Genomic DNA, 17803 nt, shown 5'->3' on the forward strand with positions numbered 1-17803 from the left:
TTGTGTACTTTTAATGTTGCCCCCAGCCAAGCGGATTATGTCAGGAAAATCCCTCACCTGCCAGCGTCTTTGCAAACTTTTTTGCGTCAAAAAAAGACTGCCAACCCGGATCAGTTGACAGCCTTTCTTTCGCGGCCGAGGACAATCATCTCGCGCGCGTGTTCTTCTGTTTTCGCCGTTACTTCCGCCCCGCTGAGCATGCGGGCAAGCTCGGTCACCCGCTCCTCCTCCGAGAGCCTCGTCACGACCGTTTTCGTCTCGTGCTCGCTCATTTCCTTTTTAATGAGAAAATGAGCATCGGCCATGGATGCTACTTGCGGCAAGTGCGTAATGCACAATACTTGCCGCTTCTGGGCGACTCGGGCCAGCTTTTCGGCAATCGCCTGCGCCGCTCTTCCGCTTACCCCTGTGTCGACCTCGTCAAAAATCAGCGTCTCCACCTGATCGGTTCCGGCGAGAATCGTTTTGATCGCCAGCATCACCCGCGACAGCTCCCCGCCGGAAGCGATCTTTGCCAGCGGGCGCAATGGCTCGCCCGGGTTCGGGGAGATCAAAAACTCGATCTGGTCCATGCCGTTCGCGTCGACGTGCCGCTTGATCCCTTCGATTTCTACCCCTTCCTCGTCAGGGGTCTGGCGCACGTCAATGGCGAAGCGCGCCCGTTCCATGTGCAGCTCTTTTAGCTGCTGCTCGATCTCGCGGGCGAGCTTCGTCGCACACTCCTGGCGAATGACGGACAGCTCCAGCGCCTCTACGGCCAAGTCTGCTGCCAGCTCTTGCAGCCGCTTTTCCACCTGTTGCAGCCGATCTTCGTAATGGTGCATCTCGTCCAGCTCGTCGGAAATCGTTGCCGCGTACTCCAAAATGTCGTCCACGCTTTTTCCGTACTTGCGCTTCAAGGACTGGATCTGATCGAGCCTGCGCTCCACTTCCGCGAGCTGCTCCGGCTCAAAGTCGAGGTGGTAGGAGAGCTGGCGCAGCTTGTGCACGACGTCTTCAATCTGGTAGTACGCCGTCTGCACCGTCTCGAGAATCGGAGCCAACTGCTCCTCGTACAGCACCCCGCGCTCCAGCTCGCTCATCGCATGTCCGAGCCAGTCCATGCCTTTTTGATCGCCGTGCAGCGAGCGGTACGCATCCTGGACGGTCGCGTAAACCTTCTCAATGTTCATCCACTTTTTGCGCTGCTGCATCAGCTTTTCGTCCTCGCCCGGCGAAAGCGCAGCCGCTTCGATCTCGTCCAACTGGTATTGCAAAAGGTCAATGCGCTGCACCAGCTCGCGCTCGTTGCGGGCCATCCGTTCGAGGTCCTGCTTCGTTTTCCGGTACGCGGCGTACAGCTTGCCGTACTCCTCTTTCGCCGCTCCGAGCGCGGCCTCGCCGTAGGCGTCGAGCCAGTTGATATGCTTGTCCGCCTGCATCAGCATGTGCGTGTCGTGCTGTCCGTGCACCGTGACCAGCCACGGTCCCAGCTCGCGCAGCATGGCAAGCGTCACCATCTGCCCGTTCAGGCGAATGATGCTTTTGCCCTGGTTGGAAATGTCGCGGCGGACGACGAGCATGCCATCTTGCTCGACTTGTACGCCGACGTTGGCACACACCGCGAGCGCCGGATGGCCAGGCGGCAGTTCAAACAGCCCTTCCACCTCTGCGCGCTGTTCGCCATAGCGGACAAAATCTGCGGAGGCGCGACCGCCCAGAAGCAGCCCGAGCGCGTCGATAATGATGGATTTTCCGGCCCCCGTCTCCCCTGTGAGGATATTCAGCCCGCGCTGAAAAGAGACAGTGACCGATTTAATGATGGCAAAATTACGGATAGAGAGTTCCACTAGCATCTGTTGCGCCCACCTTCTACAGCATTTCCATAAAGCGCTTGGTGACTTCCGCTGTATTTTCCTTGGAACGGCAAATAATCAGGATCGTGTTGTCCCCGCTGATCGTGCCCATGATCTCTTCCCAAGGCAGGTTGTCAATCAGCTCCGCTACGGCGTTGGCATGGCCGGAAAGTGTTTTCAGCACGATGAAGTGATCGGCCTGGTCGATGCTGACAAACGAGTCGACCAACATCCGTTTGAGCTTTTGCAGCGGATTGAATTTTTGTTCAGCAGGCATGGAATATTTATATCGCCCATCAGAGAGTGGCACCTTCACCAGATGCAATTCCTTGATGTCTCGGGATACTGTCGCCTGCGTAACATTGAACCCTGCAGCGCGCAGTCGCTCCACCAGTTCATCCTGAGTTTCCACCTCTTGGTTGCTGATGATATCCCGAATACGGATATGTCGTTGCCCCTTGTTCATATGGATTACTCCCATTCCCCTTGTAGTTTCGTGCGAATTGCTTCAAAAAAGCTGCCCTTTTTCCACTTGATGAGCGGAGTGACGCACGGAGACTTTTTGATGTAGATTTGATCGCCGCCCTCCAGCCGGTAACCGAACTGGCCGTCGATGGACAGCCCCATCTCCTGGTGGATGGCATCGACCTCTACGCGAATCGTCTGATTGCCCGACAACACCATCGGCCGCGCCGTCAGCGAATGGGGCGCCACCGGAGTCAGTAATAGCATGTCCACATTCGGGGCCACAATCGGTCCGCCCGCAGACAGCGAATAGGCGGTAGATCCGGTCGGACTCGATACGATGACCCCATCTCCGCTGAACGTAGCTACGTATTCGTCATCCGAGTAGACAGCGCATTGAATGATCCGGCAAAAAGAGCCTTTGGCGATCCCGATGTCATTCATCGCGGTATATGTACCCAGCGTGCTGCCTTTGCGGACTAATGACGCTTCCAGCATGGCGCGCTCTTCGATATTGTACTTGCCTGAAAGCAGATTATCTACGGCGTGAGGCAGGTGCTCCGGCTCCGCTTCTGACAAAAAGCCCAGCGTGCCCAGATTGATCCCGAAAATGGGGATCGATCGTCCGGCGAGCTTGCGGGCGATGCTGAGCAGCGTTCCGTCGCCGCCGAGCACACAGACCAGGTCAGCGTGGCTGCCGATTTGCTCGATGGAAGCACCCAGCTCGGCGCGCCCCAAATCCGATGCGATCGTTTCGTCCAAAAATACGTGCGCTCCCCGTACCTCCAACAGATAGACGAGCTCCCGCGCCACGATCCGTGCCTCGGGCTTTCCTTTGTTTGCAATGATTCCTATCTTTTTCACATGGTCCACCCCAAACTGGTTGGTTGGAAATCCTTATACAAGTATACAACTTTTCATGCATAAATAAAAAGCCTCGATTGCAACAAAACTCCCGAGGCTTTTGTTTTTTGTCCCTATTTCAATTTGGCATGGGCCTGCGCGACAACCTCGCCGACGAGCTTCAGCCACGCTTCGGCGTCCATGCCGCCTTCGCTTTTTGCCACATGCATGACAAATTCAATATTGCCCTCGCCGCCCGTAATCGGCGAAAAGTCCAATCCTTTCAGCGCAAATCCAAGGCCGCTGGCGAATTGCCCGATGTCCGTCAACACCGCTTCGTGTATTTCCGGCTCCCGCACAATCCCGTTTTTTCCGACCTTGTCCTTGCCTGCCTCAAACTGCGGCTTGACCAAGGCCACTACGTCTCCGCCTTCTTTTAAAAAGCGGTACAGGACGGGCAAGATCAAGCGCAGCGAGATAAAGGAAACATCAATGGAAGCGGCGTCCGGACGCTCCTGTTCGAAGGCTTCCGGGTCCATGTGGCGGAAGTTGGTCCGCTCCATGACGACGACTCGCTCATCCTGGCGCAGACTCCACGCGAGCTGTCCGTAGCCGACGTCAATCGCGTAGACGAGGCGGGCGCCGTTTTGCAGGGCGCAGTCGGTGAATCCGCCTGTCGAGGCTCCGATGTCCATCATGACTTTGTCGTGCAAGTCGATGCCAAACACTTTCAGCGCCTTTTCCAGCTTCAGCCCGCCGCGGCTGACGTACGGATGGACCTCGCCTTTGACCGTAATCGCGACGTCCTCGGCAAATTTGGTGCCTGGCTTGTCGCAGCGCTCTCCCGCCACCTGAACCAGCCCAGCCATGACGGCTGCTTTCGCTTTTTCCCGGGTTTCAAAATGTCCCCGTTCGACGAGCAATACGTCGACTCGTTCTTTTCTCACACTCATGCTTCCAGTACACCCTTCGATATCGGCATCAAGGCGCGTACCCGGGAAGCGATGTTCTCCACGGTCAGCTCGACCTCTTGACGCTGTTCTTTTACGCTGCCATGCTCGACAAAATAATCCGGAACGGCAACGACCTGCACGTTCACGCCGTGGTAGCCCGCGCGGTTGTAACATTCGATGACGGCGCTGCCGAATCCGCCCATTTCACAGCCTTCCTCGACGGTGACGATGTCGTAGCCTTCCTTCGCCAGCCTGAACAACAGCTCCTCATCGAGCGGCTTGCAGAAGCGGGCATTGACGAGCATCGGTCTGATTCCTTCCGCATTCAACTGGTTGACTGCCTGCTCCGCCAGTTCAAATACATGGCCAAACGAGAGGATCGCCACTTGCTTTCCTTCGCGGACGATCTCCGCCTTGCCGATCGGCAACACTTGCAGCTCCCGATCCAGCGGCACGCCGCGCGCTGGCAGGCGCGGGTAGCGGTAGGAGATCGGCCCTTCGTTGTAGGCCAACGCCGTTTTCATCATGTGGCGCAGCTCGTTTTCGTCCTTTGGCGCCATGATGACCATGTTCGGAATGATGCGCATGAACGCGATATCGTACATGCCCTGATGGGTTTCCCCGTCCGCCCCGACCAGTCCTGCCCGGTCGACCGCAAACACGACGTTCAGCTTTTGTCTCGCTACATCGTGAATCAACTGGTCGTACGCCCGCTGCAAAAACGTCGAGTAAATCGCAAGCACCGGCTTCAAACCTTGTGTCGCAAGGCCAGCCGCAAAGGTACAAGCGTGCTGCTCGGCAATCCCGACGTCAAACAGGCGGTCCGGGTATTTTTGTCCAAACGGAATCAGGCCGGAGCCTGCCGGCATGGCTGGGGTCACTGCCACGAGCGACTTGTCTTCCGCAGCCAGCTCGATCATCGTTTCCGCAAAGACGGACGTGTAGGTCGGTGCCGACTTCGGCGTATCCCCGGACTCGATTTTGTACGTGCCGATTCCGTGCCATTTCACGGAATCCGCCTCTGCCGGAGCGTAGCCTTTGCCTTTTTTCGTAATCGCGTGAATCAGTACCGGGCCTTTTGTCTGCTTGGCCGTTTTCAGCGTATCGACCAACAGCTCCATGTTGTGGCCGTCAATCGGCCCGATGTAGGTGAAGCCCAGTTCCTCGAATAGAACGCCGGATACGAGCAAATACTTCATGCTGTCCTTGAAGCGCTCGGCGATTGAGGCCAGCTTGCCGCCTACGGCCGGGATGGATTTGAGCAGCCCTTCGACCTCGTCCTTGGCCCACTGGTAGTTTTCCGTGGAGCGGATTTTGCCCAGGTAGTTATGCAAAGCGCCCACGTTTGGCGCGATGGACATCTCGTTGTCATTCAACACGACGATGACGTTTTTGCGCTCGTGCCCGATATGGTTCAACGCTTCCAGCGCCATGCCGCCCGTCAGCGCCCCGTCTCCGATGATCGCCACGACGTGGTTTTTTTCTTTTTTCAGATCGCGGGCGGTCGCCATCCCCATCGCAGCGGACAAGGATGTGCTGCTGTGCCCGGTCTCCCAGACGTCATGCGGGCTCTCGTTCATCTTGGGGAAGCCGCACAACCCTTTGTACTGGCGCAACGTAGGGAACATATCCCGGCGTCCTGTCAGCATTTTATGTACGTATGCCTGGTGCCCGACATCCCAAATCAGCTTGTCCTTGGGGCTGTTAAACACGTAGTGCAAAGCCAGCGTCAGCTCGACAACGCCCAAATTCGGCGCGAGGTGTCCCCCCGTCTTTGAGAGCGTCTCGACGAGAAACTGCCTGATTTCGGATGCCAGCGTATGAAGCTGCTGCGAATTGCACTTTTTCAGGTCTTGAGGATCATTTATGGTAGTAAGCAGCATTGGTATTCCTCACTTTCCACTGTTCGTTCTCCGGCGATTGTGCATGCTGCAATTCAATCCACCACATGGAAAACTAGGCTTCTTCGTTGTGGCCTGGAGCCTATACTCCGCTTAATTTCAACTTGATTCATTATAACGGTTTCTTCATAAAAACACCACTTTTGATCCACACTCGCAATCTTGTGCGCAACGGCTGCTAACTTCTGGTAAAATAAAATGGATCAATCCATTCGAGAAAAAAGAGGTGGACCCCGTGAAGTTCTCGCAAATACCGTACACACGCGTTGATATGACAGATGTCGAGGAACGTTTCACAAGCTTGTTGAAAGCGTTTCAGCAGGCCGCAAGCTTCGAAGAGCAAGACCAGGTGATGGGTAAGCTGAACGAGCTTCGGCAAGAGGTGGAATCCGCGCGAGAAGTGGCGCAAATCCGCCACACGATCAATACGGAGGACCCCTTTTACAAAGAAGAGCAGGACTACTGGGACGAAGCGGGTCCGGTGTATCAGGGCATCGTCTCCCGCTACTACGCCGCCATCGTCCACTCTCCCTACCGCTCCCAGCTTGAGCAAAAATGGGGAGCCCAGCTTTTCCGCATTGCCGAAACGACGCTTACCACCTTTTCCCCGGAGGTCGTCGCCGATTTGCAGGAGGAAAACCGTTTGGCCAGCCAGTACATCGCTCTGATGGCTTCCGCGAAAATCATGTTCGAAGGCGAAGAGCGCACGCTTCCGCAATTGCTCCCCTTCCAGACATCGACGGACAGACAAATGCGCAAAAAGGCGAACGAAGCCAAGTACGATTTTCTCCGCCAGCACACCGAGAAGCTGGACAGCATCTACGACAGTCTGGTCAAGGTGCGGACCCGCATTGCGAAAAAGCTCGGCTTCAACAGCTTCGTGGAGCTGGCCTATGCCCGGCTGAACCGCACCGATTACGACGCGGATATGGTCGCCCGCTTCCGCCGTCAGGTCGAGGAACAGATTGTTCCGGTCGCCACCAAGCTGGTCGAGCGCCAACGCGAGCGGATCGGCGTAGATACTATGAAGTATTACGATTTGGCTTTCGATTTCGCTACGGGTAATCCGACGCCAAAAGGCTCTCCGGACTGGATCGTGGAAAACGGCAGAAAAATGTACGCGCAGCTTTCTCCGGAAACCGATGAGTTTTTCAGCTTCATGCTCGAAAACGAATGTCTCGATTTGCTGAGCAAAAAAGGCAAAGCGACAGGCGGCTACTGCACCTATATGAGCAAGTACAAGCTGCCTTACATCTTCGCCAACTTCAACGGCACCTCAGGCGATATCGACGTTTTGACCCACGAGGCGGGACACGCCTTCCAGGTGTACGTCAGCCGCGGCTTTGAAGTGCCGGAGTACCACTTCCCGACGTATGAAGCGTGCGAGATCCATTCGATGAGCATGGAGTTTTTGACCTGGCCGTGGATGGAGTTGTTCTTCGAGGAAGATACGGACAAGTACAAGTTCTCGCATCTGAGCAGCTCGCTGCTGTTCATCCCTTACGGCGTCGCCGTCGACGAGTTCCAGCATGCAGTCTACGAACAGCCGGAAATGACCCCGGCCGAGCGGAAGCGCACCTGGCGCGAGATCGAGCGCAAATACCTCCCGTACCGCAATTACGACGAGAACGAGTTTTTGGAGGAAGGCGGCTTCTGGCAGCAGCAATCGCACATTTTCCGCGATCCGTTCTACTACATCGACTACACGCTGGCGCAAATTTGCGCCTTCCAGTTCTGGAAGCGGGCTCAGGAAAATCCTGAGCAGGCGTGGGACGACTACCTGACTCTCTGCCGGGAGGGCGGCAGCAAGTCGTTTACGGAGCTGGTCAAAGTCGCGAAGCTGTACTCGCCGTTTGAAGATGGCTGCATCCAGTCGGTCATCGGCGACATCGAGGCGTGGTTGAACAGCGTGGACGACAAGCGCTTGTAAACACCGGCCTATACGTAAAAAAGCTGGCATCCCCATGCAGATGCCAGCTTTTATATTACTTGTTCCGGTTTTGCACGTAATCTGCCAGCGGGCTTAATGCGGAATGCTCGATTCCGGCATCTGCCAGGGCTGCTTTCGCTTCTGCGATCAAAGCCGTCAGCCTGTCCTTGGACTCCGCCAGTCCAAGCAGCAACGGGTAGGTCGCCTTTTCCCGGTCCGCGTCGCTGCCAACGGCTTTCCCCAGCTCCGCGGCGTCCCCTTCTACATTGAGGATGTCGTCCTGGATTTGAAAAGCCAGTCCGATGCAGACGCCGTAGCGGGTCAAAGCGTCCATCTGCGCTTCGCTCGCTTCCGCCAGATAGCCGCCGCCGCGCAAGGCTGCCACCAGCAAATCCCCTGTCTTGTGGCGATGGATGAACTCCAGTTGCTCCAGATCAAGCTGCTTGCCCTCTCCCTCGATATCCGCCATCTGTCCGCCGACCATGCCTGTCGCACCCGCTCGTTTGCCCAGCTCGGCAATCAGCTTGACAGTCGTGATTGGCGCCACATCGGAGCGCTCCTGGTACGCCTCTGCGATATAGGCAAACGCCCGCGTCAGAAGCGCGTCTCCCGCGAGAATCGCCGTCGCCTCCCCGAACACTTTGTGATTCGTCGGCTTGCCGCGGCGCAAATCGTCGTCGTCCATTGCGGGCAGGTCGTCGTGAATCAGCGAGTATGTATGGATCATTTCCAGGGCAACCGCGAACGGGACTCCGCGCTCCATCGGCTTGTCCAGCGCTTCGAGCACAGCGAGGACCAGCATCGGTCGCAGCCTTTTTCCGCCTGCCATGAGCGAATACTTCATGGATTCGTACAACTGGGTCGGGACTCCTTGCTGCTCCAGGGCAGGCAAGAGATGCTGCTCAATGTAGGACGTTTTTTCCACCAAATATTGTTGGAATGTATCCACGGTGTCTTTATTCCCCTTCCACGCGAAAAGCCTTCTGCTTCAGTTGCCCGTCTTCTTCTACCAACTGAATGATCTTGGCTTCAATTGCATCGAGCTTCTGTCCGCAAATCCGCGAGAGTGTGACCCCTTCCTGGTACAGCGTAATCGCTTCCTCCAGCGGGATGTCTCCTTCTTCGAGCTTCCCGACGACTTCCTCCAGCCGCTTCATCGCTTCTTCGAACTGCATGTCAGTCTCTTGGTCCGTTTTCTTGCGAGCCATTGCGCTTCTCCTCCCGATTCAACTGTTCCACTCGTGCAGTAGCACTGCCATCACTTAATCGTACCACGATCTCGTCGCCAGGAGCAAATTGTTCCACGGATTTTACCAGCTTGTCACCCGTGTACACAAGCGAAAAACCGCGCTTCATGACCGCGAGCGGACTGAGCGCCTCCAGCGTCGCGATGCGCGAGGCAAAAGCCATCCGCTTTTGGTTGAGCCGCGCCAGCATCCGCTCGTCCAGCCGGGCGCGAATCGTCGCAACCGCTTTGCGCCGTTCCCCGACCTGATCCGCCAGCCGATACCGCTTGATCTGCTCGTCCAACCGCGTGTAGCGCTCGCGCCTGCGCTCCATCAAATGCTTCATCGCCTGGCGCATCCGCAAATGCGTCCGATCCAGCCGTTCCGCCGCTTCCTCCAGTCGCCGCTGCGGCTGACGCATCGCATACGAGTTGCTCAGGCGGTTCAGGCGGGTGCGTTCCTCTGCCAACTGATTGCGCACCGCCCTTTGCATGCGAATGTCCAGTTGCCGAACGCGCTCCACCCATTCCAGATAGTGCGGCACGGCCAGCTCCGCCGCTGCCGTTGGCGTCGCCGCACGGACATCGGCCACGAAATCGGCAATCGTGACGTCTGTCTCATGGCCCACCGCCGAAATGACCGGAATCATCGAAGCCGCGATGGCTCGCGCTACGCTTTCATCGTTGAAGGCCCACAGCTCTTCAATCGAGCCGCCGCCCCGGCCGACGATCAGCACGTCGATGTCGGGTTGCTGGTTGATAATGCGAATCGCCGAGACGATCGAAGCCGGAGCGTCCGTCCCCTGCACGACTGCTGGCGACAACACAATCTCCGCCTGCGGGTATCGCCTGCGGATCGTCGTGCAAATATCGCGAATCGCCGCTCCGGTCGGAGAGGTCACCACTCCTACCCGCTTCGGAAAACGAGGGAGGACGCGCTTTCGCTCCGCTGCAAACAGACCTTCCTGCGCGAGCTTTTCCTTGAGCTGTTCAAAAGCCAAGTAGAGCGAGCCAAGGCCGTCCGGCTGCATCTCTTTTGCATACAGTTGATAGGCGCCATCGCGTTCGAAGGCGGAAATCGAGCCGCGCACAATCGCCTTCGTCCCGTCCTTGGGCAAAAAGCGCAGGAAGCGGTTGTAGCTGGCAAACATCACGACTTTGATCCGCGACGTCTTGTCCTTCAAGGTAAAATACATATGGCCGCTGGAATGGTGCGTGAAGTTGGAGATTTCCCCCCTCACCCAGACGTCCTGCAAATTCGTCTCTCTTTCCAGCACGAGCTTGATATAACGGTTGAGATCGCTGACAGACAAAATGTTGGGTGCAGCCATACACTCCTCCTCCTTTCAGTCCCTTGTTTGTTCCGATGCAAAAAGAAATGGATAAAGCACAGGCCCTATCCATTCCTTGCGATGCTTCTTCTACAGTTGCGCTTGCTTGCGTGCTGCCACGACCGTGTTTTTCAGCAGCATGGTAATCGTCATCGGCCCGACACCGCCAGGTACCGGAGTCAAAAAGCTGGCGACCTCTTTCACTTCGTCGAACTTGACGTCTCCGACCAGCTTCCCGGTTTCGATCCGGTTTACCCCGACGTCAATCACGACCGCTCCCGGCTTTACGTGCTCCTTGCCGATCATGTGCGCGCGGCCTGTCGCCACCACGAGAATATCTGCCCTTCTCGTATGTTCTTCCAGGTTTTGCGTACGCGAGTGACACATGGTCACCGTAGCGTTTTCCTGCTGCAGCAAAAGCGATACAGGCTTGCCGACAATGTTGCTGCGTCCGATGACGACAGCGTGCTTGCCTGCGATGTCTGTTCCCGTCCGCTTAATCAGCTCGATGACGCCATGCGGAGTGCACGGCAGCATCGTCTCATTGCCGAGTACCATGTTGCCTACGCTGATCGGATGGAAGCCATCCACGTCTTTTTCAGGATGAATCGCTGCAATGACTGCCTTCTCCGAAATATGCGCCGGCAGAGGAAGCTGAACCAAAATCCCGTGAACGTTCGGATTTTCGTTCAACTCGTGGATGATCGCGAGCAGTTCTTCCTCTGTCGTCGAAGCTTCCTTGAGGATCAGCTCGGAGTGGATACCGACTTCCTCGCAGCCTTTTGATTTTCCGCGTACATACGAATGCGATGCGGGATCGTCACCCACAAGCACAACAGTCAGACCAGGGACAATGCCTTGTTTTTTCAGTTCCGCCACTTCAATCGCGAGCTCTTCGCGAATGCTTTTTGCCACTTCTTTTCCTTGGAGAATGGTTGCAGTCATGGAGAAAAAGCCTCCTTCTTAAACGTCGATACCATTAGTGTACCGATTTCGCTCGCAACTGTAAAGCCGAATCATAAAAAGTTTATCATTATTTAATGTTCGTCTTTTGCTTCATCCATCCAAGCATCGCCACTCCGTAGGCGTTGTCGCCGGAGTAAACCGGGTCGCAAAAATACAGCTTGGCTTTGACCGCAGGGTGCTCCAGCCGCTTTATCAGCCGCTCGCGCATGTACTGATTGGCAGCGACTCCCCCTACGATCAGGATGTCCCGTGGATGGCCCTGTTCGACAGCGTGACGCAATACTTTTTCCAACGTGTTGGCGATACACTGTTCGGTTGCGCGGGCGATATCGGCATGGCTCGTCTCGCCGCGCTCGATGGCCCGCAACAGCGACGCTTCCGGGCCGGAAAAGCTGAAGGCCAAGCCGTCCACCGCAGAGGCGATGCGAAATTCCCCTGTCGACTCCTTGGCCAACTGCTCCAAATACGGTCCCGCCGGAAAAGCCAGCCCGAGCGCTACTCCGATCCGATCCACCAGTTGTCCTGCGTGCAAGTCGATCGTGCCGCCGATTTTTTCAATCGCATACCCGGCCGCCTGCCGCTCGCACAAGAGCAGCTCGCTCGTTCCGCCAGACAGATGGACGGCCAAAAAGCGGTCCTGCTGCGGGCGTTCTTCGGCTGTGTACTCCCCTGCCGCAATATGTCCTTCCTGGTGGGTGGTCAGGTGCAAGGGAACGCGCAAGTAGGTCGCAAGCGATTTGGCCAGCCCTTCCCCTACCTTGAACACCGGCATGTACGAACGGTCGACGGGCCTCGGCTTTTCGCTGACGCAGATCGCCTCGATCTCGTATTCGTTCCACTTCATTTGCTCGCTTAGTTCCGGCAAGTTCATCACATGCTGAAAGACGGCTTCGGATTGTTGCAGCCCGCGTTTGCCCTCCTTCACTTTGAGAAGGCGTTTTGCTTCTGCAACAATTCGGCCGTCTTCCTGAGCCAAGCACAGCGATGTCCGGTAATTGCTCGTATCAATGCCTAACATTACCTTACTCATGCTTGTATCTCCTGCCTGTTTTATGCCTTTTGCGTTTCTCTTGCCTGCAAGAAGCTCGCCAGTACGCCGTTGATATAACGGTGGGACGCTTCGTCGCTGAACAGCTTCGCAATTTCAATCGCTTCGTTCATGACGACCTTGTCAGGCGTATCCGCTTCAAACATGATCTCGTAAAAAGCGAGGCGCAAAATGGCGCGGTCTACGTTGGCAATACGCTCCAACTGCCAGCCGCGCAAATACTTTTTGATCTCTGCGTCGATCTCTGCCAGGTTCGCCAAAACCCCATCGAGTAAATAACGCAAATACTGCGAGCTTTCCTCGGACTCTTCCATGACCAGATCAACCGCTTCCTTGACAGGCACCTCGGCCATGTCGATCTGGAAAAGACATTGGACTGCTTTTTCTCGTGCTGTTCTACGCTTCATTCCATTCACCTACTAATTAAAGTCAGCAGGGGAGCAAATTCCTTCCCCTCTTAATCTGCTACCGAAACTTGCCAGGCAGAATCCGATCCAGTATTTCGCGCAAGTCTTCCTTATGGTCGAGCTTGCGACCGATGTAATAGCCGGTCCCGACAAACACAACAAAGACTAGTGTATTCCAAAAACCGACGAGAAGGTAGATGATGCCGAAAAAAATTCCGGCCAAAATCCCCATTAGCTTCCCCTTGTGTTCCCACAATAACTCCCACATCATGGACTTCACCTTCTATTCCACTCGCTTGCGAGCCGCGTAGTTTTCTTGCTGAGCCACTTCCGTTACCACAACCGACACTTCGGAAATCACGACGCCAGCAATTCCTTCGACTTGCTCCTTCACGTCTGCCTGCAACTTTTGCGTCAGCTCCGGCAACGGGGTCTCGCCATCGACGGAAACGCGCAAGGTGATGATGTTCCCACTCTCCAGCGCTTTGACTGCCGTTTTCATATCGCGCACGCCTTTTACGCGCCGGGCAGCGCGCTCGGCAATCGTCTGGATCGTCTGCATCGTAATGTGGACTTCGCCAAGATCACTGCGCTGGCGAATGCCACGATCAATTTTTGGCTTCGTGGAACGAAAAGAACTGAAAAAGAAGCGAAGACTCACAACGAGGAAAATAATCGCGACGATGAGATACGTGATGTTCGTTCCCGCCAGCATTTGCTCGACATAAGGGCGGAAAAACTCGGGTGAAATCAAACCGCTGGTGGCAGTTATCGCGATGCAGGACAAAATAATCAGCGCAAAGCTGTAAATCGTCAAAATAAAGCGGTCAAACAAATTCACATGCATCTCTCCTTTTCGCCGTGTTTGAAAGGAGACAAACAGGGCAAGGTCAAAGGCTAATTCCCCGCCTTAGCCAAGGCTTGGCAAAACAACTGACTTGGAATGAGGAAAATGCCCCCTGTCAGTAGGGGGCATCCATCCGGTGCATGTTAGCGCACACGCTGGTAATCTTCGACTACAGGCGTCGCCGGAGCTTTTTCTTCGGCTTTCAGCTCTACATCGACGATATGTACGTTTACTTCCACCACCGAAAGTCCGGTCATTCCTTCGATCGCATTGCGCACACTATCTTGAATATTACGAGCGACGTCTGGAATCCGGTGTCCGTACTTGACAATGATGGAGACATCCACTGCCGCTTCGCGGGAGCCAACCTCCACGCGAACGCCGCGAGCTATATTTTTACGGCCTAATCGTTCAGCTATTTCCCCTACGAAACCGCCGCTCATCTGTGCTACGCCTTCCACCTCGGACGCAGCCATGCCGGCGATCACTTCCAGTACTTCGGGAGCGATCTGGACCTTTCCAAGCTCTGTTCTATCTAAATCCGGAGTAAACTCTTCCATGCTTCGCACCTCCCTTTAGATTTGTAATTCATTATACCAAGCGCACCGTTTTTTTACAAATCAGCCTTGATTATTCTTCATCCAGGTTCAATTCGTAGTTTTCCAGGAACTTGGTGTCGAAGTGGCCGCTCACGAACACTTCATGCTCCAGCACTTTTTGATGGAACGGAATCGTCGTGGTGATGCCGTCGATGACAAATTCGCCGAGTGCGCGCTTCATCCGTTCGATCGCCTCGTTGCGGTCCTTGCCCCAGACGATCAGCTTGGCGATCATGGAGTCGTAGTAAGGCGGAATGGAATAGCCCGCATAGGCAGCGCTGTCCACCCGCACGCCGAAACCGCCCGGAGGCAAGTATTCGGTGATGCGTCCAGGTGACGGCATGAAGTTTTTCGCCGGGTTCTCTGCGTTGATCCGGCATTCGATCGCCCAGCCGTCAAGCTTGATGTCTTCCTGCGTAAAGGACAGCGGCTCTCCCGCTGCTACCGTGAGCTGCTCCTTGATTAAGTCGAAGCCCGTAACCAGCTCGGTCACCGGATGCTCTACCTGAATCCGCGTGTTCATTTCCATAAAGTAAAACTGTCCGTGCTTGTCCAGCAAAAATTCGACCGTACCGGCTCCGTGATAGGAAACCGCTTTGGCCGCCGCGACAGCCGCTTCGCCCATTTGCTTGCGCGTCTCCTCGCTCAAGGCAGGCGATGGCGCTTCTTCAATCAGCTTTTGGTGACGGCGCTGGATGGAGCAGTCGCGCTCGCCCAGGTAGACCGCGTTGCCATGCTTGTCGGCCATGATCTGGATTTCGACGTGACGCGGACCTTCGACGAATTTTTCCAGGTACACGCCCGGGTTGCCGAAAGCGGTTTTCGCCTCGTTTTGCGCCTGGCGGATCGCCTTTTCCAAATCTTCGTCGTCGACCGCTACGCGCATGCCGCGTCCGCCGCCGCCCGCAGTCGCTTTGACCATCACCGGATAGCCGATTTCGTTGGCTGTCCGGATGGCGCTCTCGATATCCTCAATCAGCCCTTCTGTCCCAGGTACTGTCGGCACTCCGGCCGCTTTCATCGTATCTTTTGCCGTGGACTTGTCGCCCATCTTCACGATCGCTTCCGGATCAGGACCGATAAAGGTGATGTTGCATGCCGCGCAAATCTCGGCAAAGTCAGCGTTCTCCGCCAAAAATCCGTAGCCCGGGTGAATCGCGTCTACGCCCACCTTGGTCGCCACGCTCATGATGTTCGCTATGTTCAGATAGCTTTCCTTAGATGCTTTTGGACCAATACAGTAAGCTTCGTCGGCCATTTTCACATGAAGCGCTTCACGATCCGCTTCGGAGTAGACAGCGACCGTACGAATGCCCAGCTCGCAGCATGCCCGGATGATCCGAACGGCAATCTCCCCGCGATTGGCAATCAATACTTTTTGAAACATTTCGCTCTCCCCCACCTTATTCTGGCTTCACCAAAAACAGTGCTTGACCGTATTCAACGAGCTGGCCGTCTTCGACCAGCACTTTGACGATCTCGCCATGTACTTCTGCTTCGATTTCGTTGAACAGCTTCATCGCTTCCACGATGCAGACGACCTTGTTCGGATTGACCTTGTCGCCAGCTTGTACATAAGGAGGCTTGCCAGGCTCTGGTGCGCTGTAGAAGGTTCCGACCATCGGCGAGACGATCTTGTGCAGGTTCGCGTCGTCAACAGCAGGAGCGCTCGGAGCAGCTTTCGGCGCTTCCGCCGCAACAGGCGCTGCTTGCACAGGCGCTGGAGCCGCCGCTACTGGCGCAGCCGCAACAGGAGCCGCCGCCTGGGCTTGTACGACTGGTTGTGTCACTACTACTGTCTCTGTACCGCTGGATTTCTTCAGAGTCACTTTTGCCCCTTCGGTCTCCAGTTTAAATTCATTAATGGAAGATTGATCGATCAGCTTAATAATTTCTCGGATTTCATGAATTTTCATGACGAAAAAGCACTCCTTCGTTTGTTTCAATAGCGGAACAGGGAGTCCCATATGTATCCTTTTTGGCAAACCATAAATCCATGGTAGCCTGTTGCCCATACCACGTCAAGAAAGGATTTCCCCGCTTCCTGCCGAGAGGAAGCGAGAAAATCCTTACCAGCATGCCCACTACAGGGGCCGCTTATAACGGGTAGCTCAGCTTGTTTTCGCCAGTCAGGACGCCTTGAACTGGACGTTGATGTTCGTCGCCGGCATGTTCAAATGCTGCTTGACCTGGGCGATGATTTCCACCACTTCGTTTGCGCTCAGTTTGTCTTTTTGCACAATCACAGTGGCTTTGTCGTTCTTGATGAGGACGACCGCATCCTGGTAGCCGCTCGCCTTGAGCATTTCTTCCACGTTCATCGTAGCCGTCTCCAACGTGGACAGCTCGTCGTACTTGGCCTTGGCTTCGGCTACCGCCTGCGGAGTAGCATCGGCATTGTTGATAATCGCAAGCTGCTCATCCTTTTGCTGCTGGATTTGCGCTTCCCGATTCAGCTTGAAGCCCTGGAAAACTTCGGCCGCCGTCTCGGCTACCGGAACGACCGCGTTGCCAGAAGTTTGCTTCGCTTCTTCAGGAGCTGGCGTTTGCCCGACAGGAGTCGTTGCTTCCTGCTTGCCATCCTTGGCATCGACCGCAGTAGCGCCTGGAGCCTGCTCGACTTGCTTGGTCTCCACCTCCACGCCGGAAATCTGCTCTTGCTTCTGGACTGCCTGCTCTTGTCCCGAGGTCGGAATCTGCTCTTGCGGCCCCTTCACCAAATAGTAGCCGGAGAGTACCACCATTACAGCCAGCATCGTCAACAACCAAACTGTTTGCTTGCGCAGAATCATTCGCCATTACCTCCTACCCTTTTTTGGGCAATATGGATATCTTGTAAGCGGGAACATCCAAAACCTTTTGCACGGCCTCGGTGATCCACGCTTTTACCTGGATGTTGTCGGCCCCTTTGGCCACGACCAGCACCCCCCGGACGCGCGGCTTCAATGTCTTGACGATGACGGGCTGGTCTTGCTTGCCGCCCTGGACAATGACGACCTGCGAATCGCGTGATTGGTCACTCTGATTCCGGGTTGCCTTTTCCTTATCCATCTCCTGGTTGACCGAGGAGCGGACATTCGTGTTTTTCTCGACGACCAGCTCCGGTGTCGATTCCAGATTGACCATGACTTCCACCTCTCCCACGCCGACTACACTCGCGAGGATATCGCGAAGCTGGGATTCGTAGATGTTTTCGTACTCCGCGATAATGTCCGGCGCGGGCGACCCGCCAAGCACCGGAGACGTCGCATCGCCTGATGGCTGCGGCGACGTCTCGCCGGAGTTTATCGCGAATCCGAGCGGCTGATCTTTTTCGACGTGCAGAAAATCCGTCAAGATCATGACAGCAATCCCGATGCCAAGGACGACGATCAAATAGTGCAACGGCTTGAGCTTTTTGTTGCTGCCGTTTCCTTCCCACAGTTTTTTCAGCTTTTCCAGCATTTTTCTCAC

General features: G+C 55.6%; 19 protein-coding genes. 1 reads left to right on the plus strand and 18 read right to left on the minus strand.

Annotated elements, in window-relative coordinates; translation table 11 throughout:
• Nucleotides 1-110 precede the first annotated feature (110 nt).
• The 5 genes from recN to dxs form a co-directional block, all read right to left on the minus strand.
• Nucleotides 111-1835, minus strand: coding sequence for a DNA repair protein RecN (gene recN, locus BA6348_RS17370; protein ID WP_005827302.1), 1725 nt, complete (start codon nucleotides 1833-1835; stop codon nucleotides 111-113).
• A gap of 16 nt (nucleotides 1836-1851) precedes the next feature.
• On the minus strand, nucleotides 1852-2301 hold the full coding sequence (ahrC, locus tag BA6348_RS17375) for a transcriptional regulator AhrC/ArgR (protein WP_122953126.1): 450 nt from the start codon (nucleotides 2299-2301) through the stop codon (nucleotides 1852-1854).
• 5 nt (nucleotides 2302-2306) lie between these two features.
• Complete coding sequence (locus BA6348_RS17380) at nucleotides 2307-3164, minus strand: NAD(+)/NADH kinase (RefSeq protein WP_005827300.1); 858 nt, start codon at nucleotides 3162-3164, stop codon at nucleotides 2307-2309.
• A gap of 113 nt (nucleotides 3165-3277) precedes the next feature.
• Entirely contained in the window at nucleotides 3278-4096 is an 819-nt protein-coding gene (locus BA6348_RS17385) for a TlyA family RNA methyltransferase (RefSeq protein WP_005827298.1), read from the minus strand.
• The gene (gene dxs / locus BA6348_RS17390; protein ID WP_026557065.1) at nucleotides 4093-5979 is read right to left on the minus strand and encodes a 1-deoxy-D-xylulose-5-phosphate synthase; all 1887 of its coding nucleotides are present in this window, start codon (nucleotides 5977-5979) and stop codon (nucleotides 4093-4095) included. Before dxs ends, BA6348_RS17385 begins: the two co-directional genes overlap by 4 nt.
• Before the next feature lie 253 nt (nucleotides 5980-6232).
• Here dxs and BA6348_RS17395 point away from each other — a divergent pair, with 253 nt between their 5' ends.
• Complete coding sequence (locus BA6348_RS17395; RefSeq protein ID WP_122953125.1) at nucleotides 6233-7927, plus strand: M3 family oligoendopeptidase; 1695 nt, start codon at nucleotides 6233-6235, stop codon at nucleotides 7925-7927.
• A 55-nt stretch (nucleotides 7928-7982) separates the two neighbouring features.
• On the opposite strand, the gene BA6348_RS17400 is transcribed toward BA6348_RS17395, so the two are convergent.
• The 13 genes from BA6348_RS17400 to spoIIIAG all read right to left on the minus strand — a co-directional run bounded on the left by BA6348_RS17400 (nucleotide 7983) and on the right by spoIIIAG (nucleotide 17794).
• Nucleotides 7983-8876: a polyprenyl synthetase family protein gene (locus BA6348_RS17400; protein WP_122953124.1), complete on the minus strand. Its 894-nt coding sequence runs from the start codon at nucleotides 8874-8876 to the stop codon at nucleotides 7983-7985.
• A 7-nt stretch (nucleotides 8877-8883) separates the two neighbouring features.
• The gene (gene xseB / locus BA6348_RS17405; protein ID WP_005827293.1) at nucleotides 8884-9135 is read right to left on the minus strand and encodes an exodeoxyribonuclease VII small subunit; all 252 of its coding nucleotides are present in this window, start codon (nucleotides 9133-9135) and stop codon (nucleotides 8884-8886) included.
• Nucleotides 9104-10483 carry an exodeoxyribonuclease VII large subunit gene (xseA, locus tag BA6348_RS17410; RefSeq protein WP_007785592.1) on the minus strand — a complete coding sequence of 460 codons (1380 nt, stop codon included), beginning with the start codon at nucleotides 10481-10483 and terminating at the stop codon, nucleotides 9104-9106. Before xseA ends, xseB begins: the two co-directional genes overlap by 32 nt.
• 90 nt (nucleotides 10484-10573) lie before the next feature.
• A complete protein-coding gene (folD, locus tag BA6348_RS17415; protein WP_005827289.1) occupies nucleotides 10574-11428 on the minus strand; it encodes a bifunctional methylenetetrahydrofolate dehydrogenase/methenyltetrahydrofolate cyclohydrolase FolD in 855 nt (284 codons plus the stop codon).
• Nucleotides 11429-11516: 88 nt separating this feature from the next.
• The gene (locus tag BA6348_RS17420; protein WP_025843727.1) at nucleotides 11517-12479 is read right to left on the minus strand and encodes a Kae1-like domain-containing protein; all 963 of its coding nucleotides are present in this window, start codon (nucleotides 12477-12479) and stop codon (nucleotides 11517-11519) included.
• 20 nt (nucleotides 12480-12499) lie between these two features.
• Nucleotides 12500-12904 carry a transcription antitermination factor NusB gene (nusB, locus tag BA6348_RS17425; RefSeq protein ID WP_005827285.1) on the minus strand — a complete coding sequence of 135 codons (405 nt, stop codon included), beginning with the start codon at nucleotides 12902-12904 and terminating at the stop codon, nucleotides 12500-12502.
• A 58-nt stretch (nucleotides 12905-12962) separates the two neighbouring features.
• Nucleotides 12963-13175, minus strand: coding sequence for a DUF2273 domain-containing protein (locus BA6348_RS17430; protein ID WP_005827283.1), 213 nt, complete (start codon nucleotides 13173-13175; stop codon nucleotides 12963-12965).
• Between the two features lie 12 nt (nucleotides 13176-13187).
• Complete coding sequence (gene amaP, locus BA6348_RS17435) at nucleotides 13188-13745, minus strand: alkaline shock response membrane anchor protein AmaP (RefSeq protein ID WP_007785599.1); 558 nt, start codon at nucleotides 13743-13745, stop codon at nucleotides 13188-13190.
• Nucleotides 13746-13894: 149 nt separating this feature from the next.
• A complete protein-coding gene (locus BA6348_RS17440; protein WP_005827279.1) occupies nucleotides 13895-14311 on the minus strand; it encodes an Asp23/Gls24 family envelope stress response protein in 417 nt (138 codons plus the stop codon).
• Nucleotides 14312-14381: 70 nt separating this feature from the next.
• Entirely contained in the window at nucleotides 14382-15737 is a 1356-nt protein-coding gene (accC, locus tag BA6348_RS17445; protein WP_007785602.1) for an acetyl-CoA carboxylase biotin carboxylase subunit, read from the minus strand.
• Between the two features lie 16 nt (nucleotides 15738-15753).
• Complete coding sequence (gene accB / locus BA6348_RS17450) at nucleotides 15754-16266, minus strand: acetyl-CoA carboxylase biotin carboxyl carrier protein (RefSeq protein WP_005827276.1); 513 nt, start codon at nucleotides 16264-16266, stop codon at nucleotides 15754-15756.
• A 213-nt stretch (nucleotides 16267-16479) separates the two neighbouring features.
• Nucleotides 16480-17142, minus strand: coding sequence for a SpoIIIAH-like family protein (locus BA6348_RS17455; RefSeq protein ID WP_005827274.1), 663 nt, complete (start codon nucleotides 17140-17142; stop codon nucleotides 16480-16482).
• A gap of 13 nt (nucleotides 17143-17155) precedes the next feature.
• Nucleotides 17156-17794: a stage III sporulation protein AG gene (gene spoIIIAG / locus BA6348_RS17460; RefSeq protein WP_005827272.1), complete on the minus strand. Its 639-nt coding sequence runs from the start codon at nucleotides 17792-17794 to the stop codon at nucleotides 17156-17158.
• Nucleotides 17795-17803: the final 9 nt, after the last annotated feature.

This window comes from Brevibacillus agri, from assembly GCF_004117055.1.
In the GTDB taxonomy this organism is placed as follows: domain Bacteria; phylum Bacillota; class Bacilli; order Brevibacillales; family Brevibacillaceae; genus Brevibacillus; species Brevibacillus agri.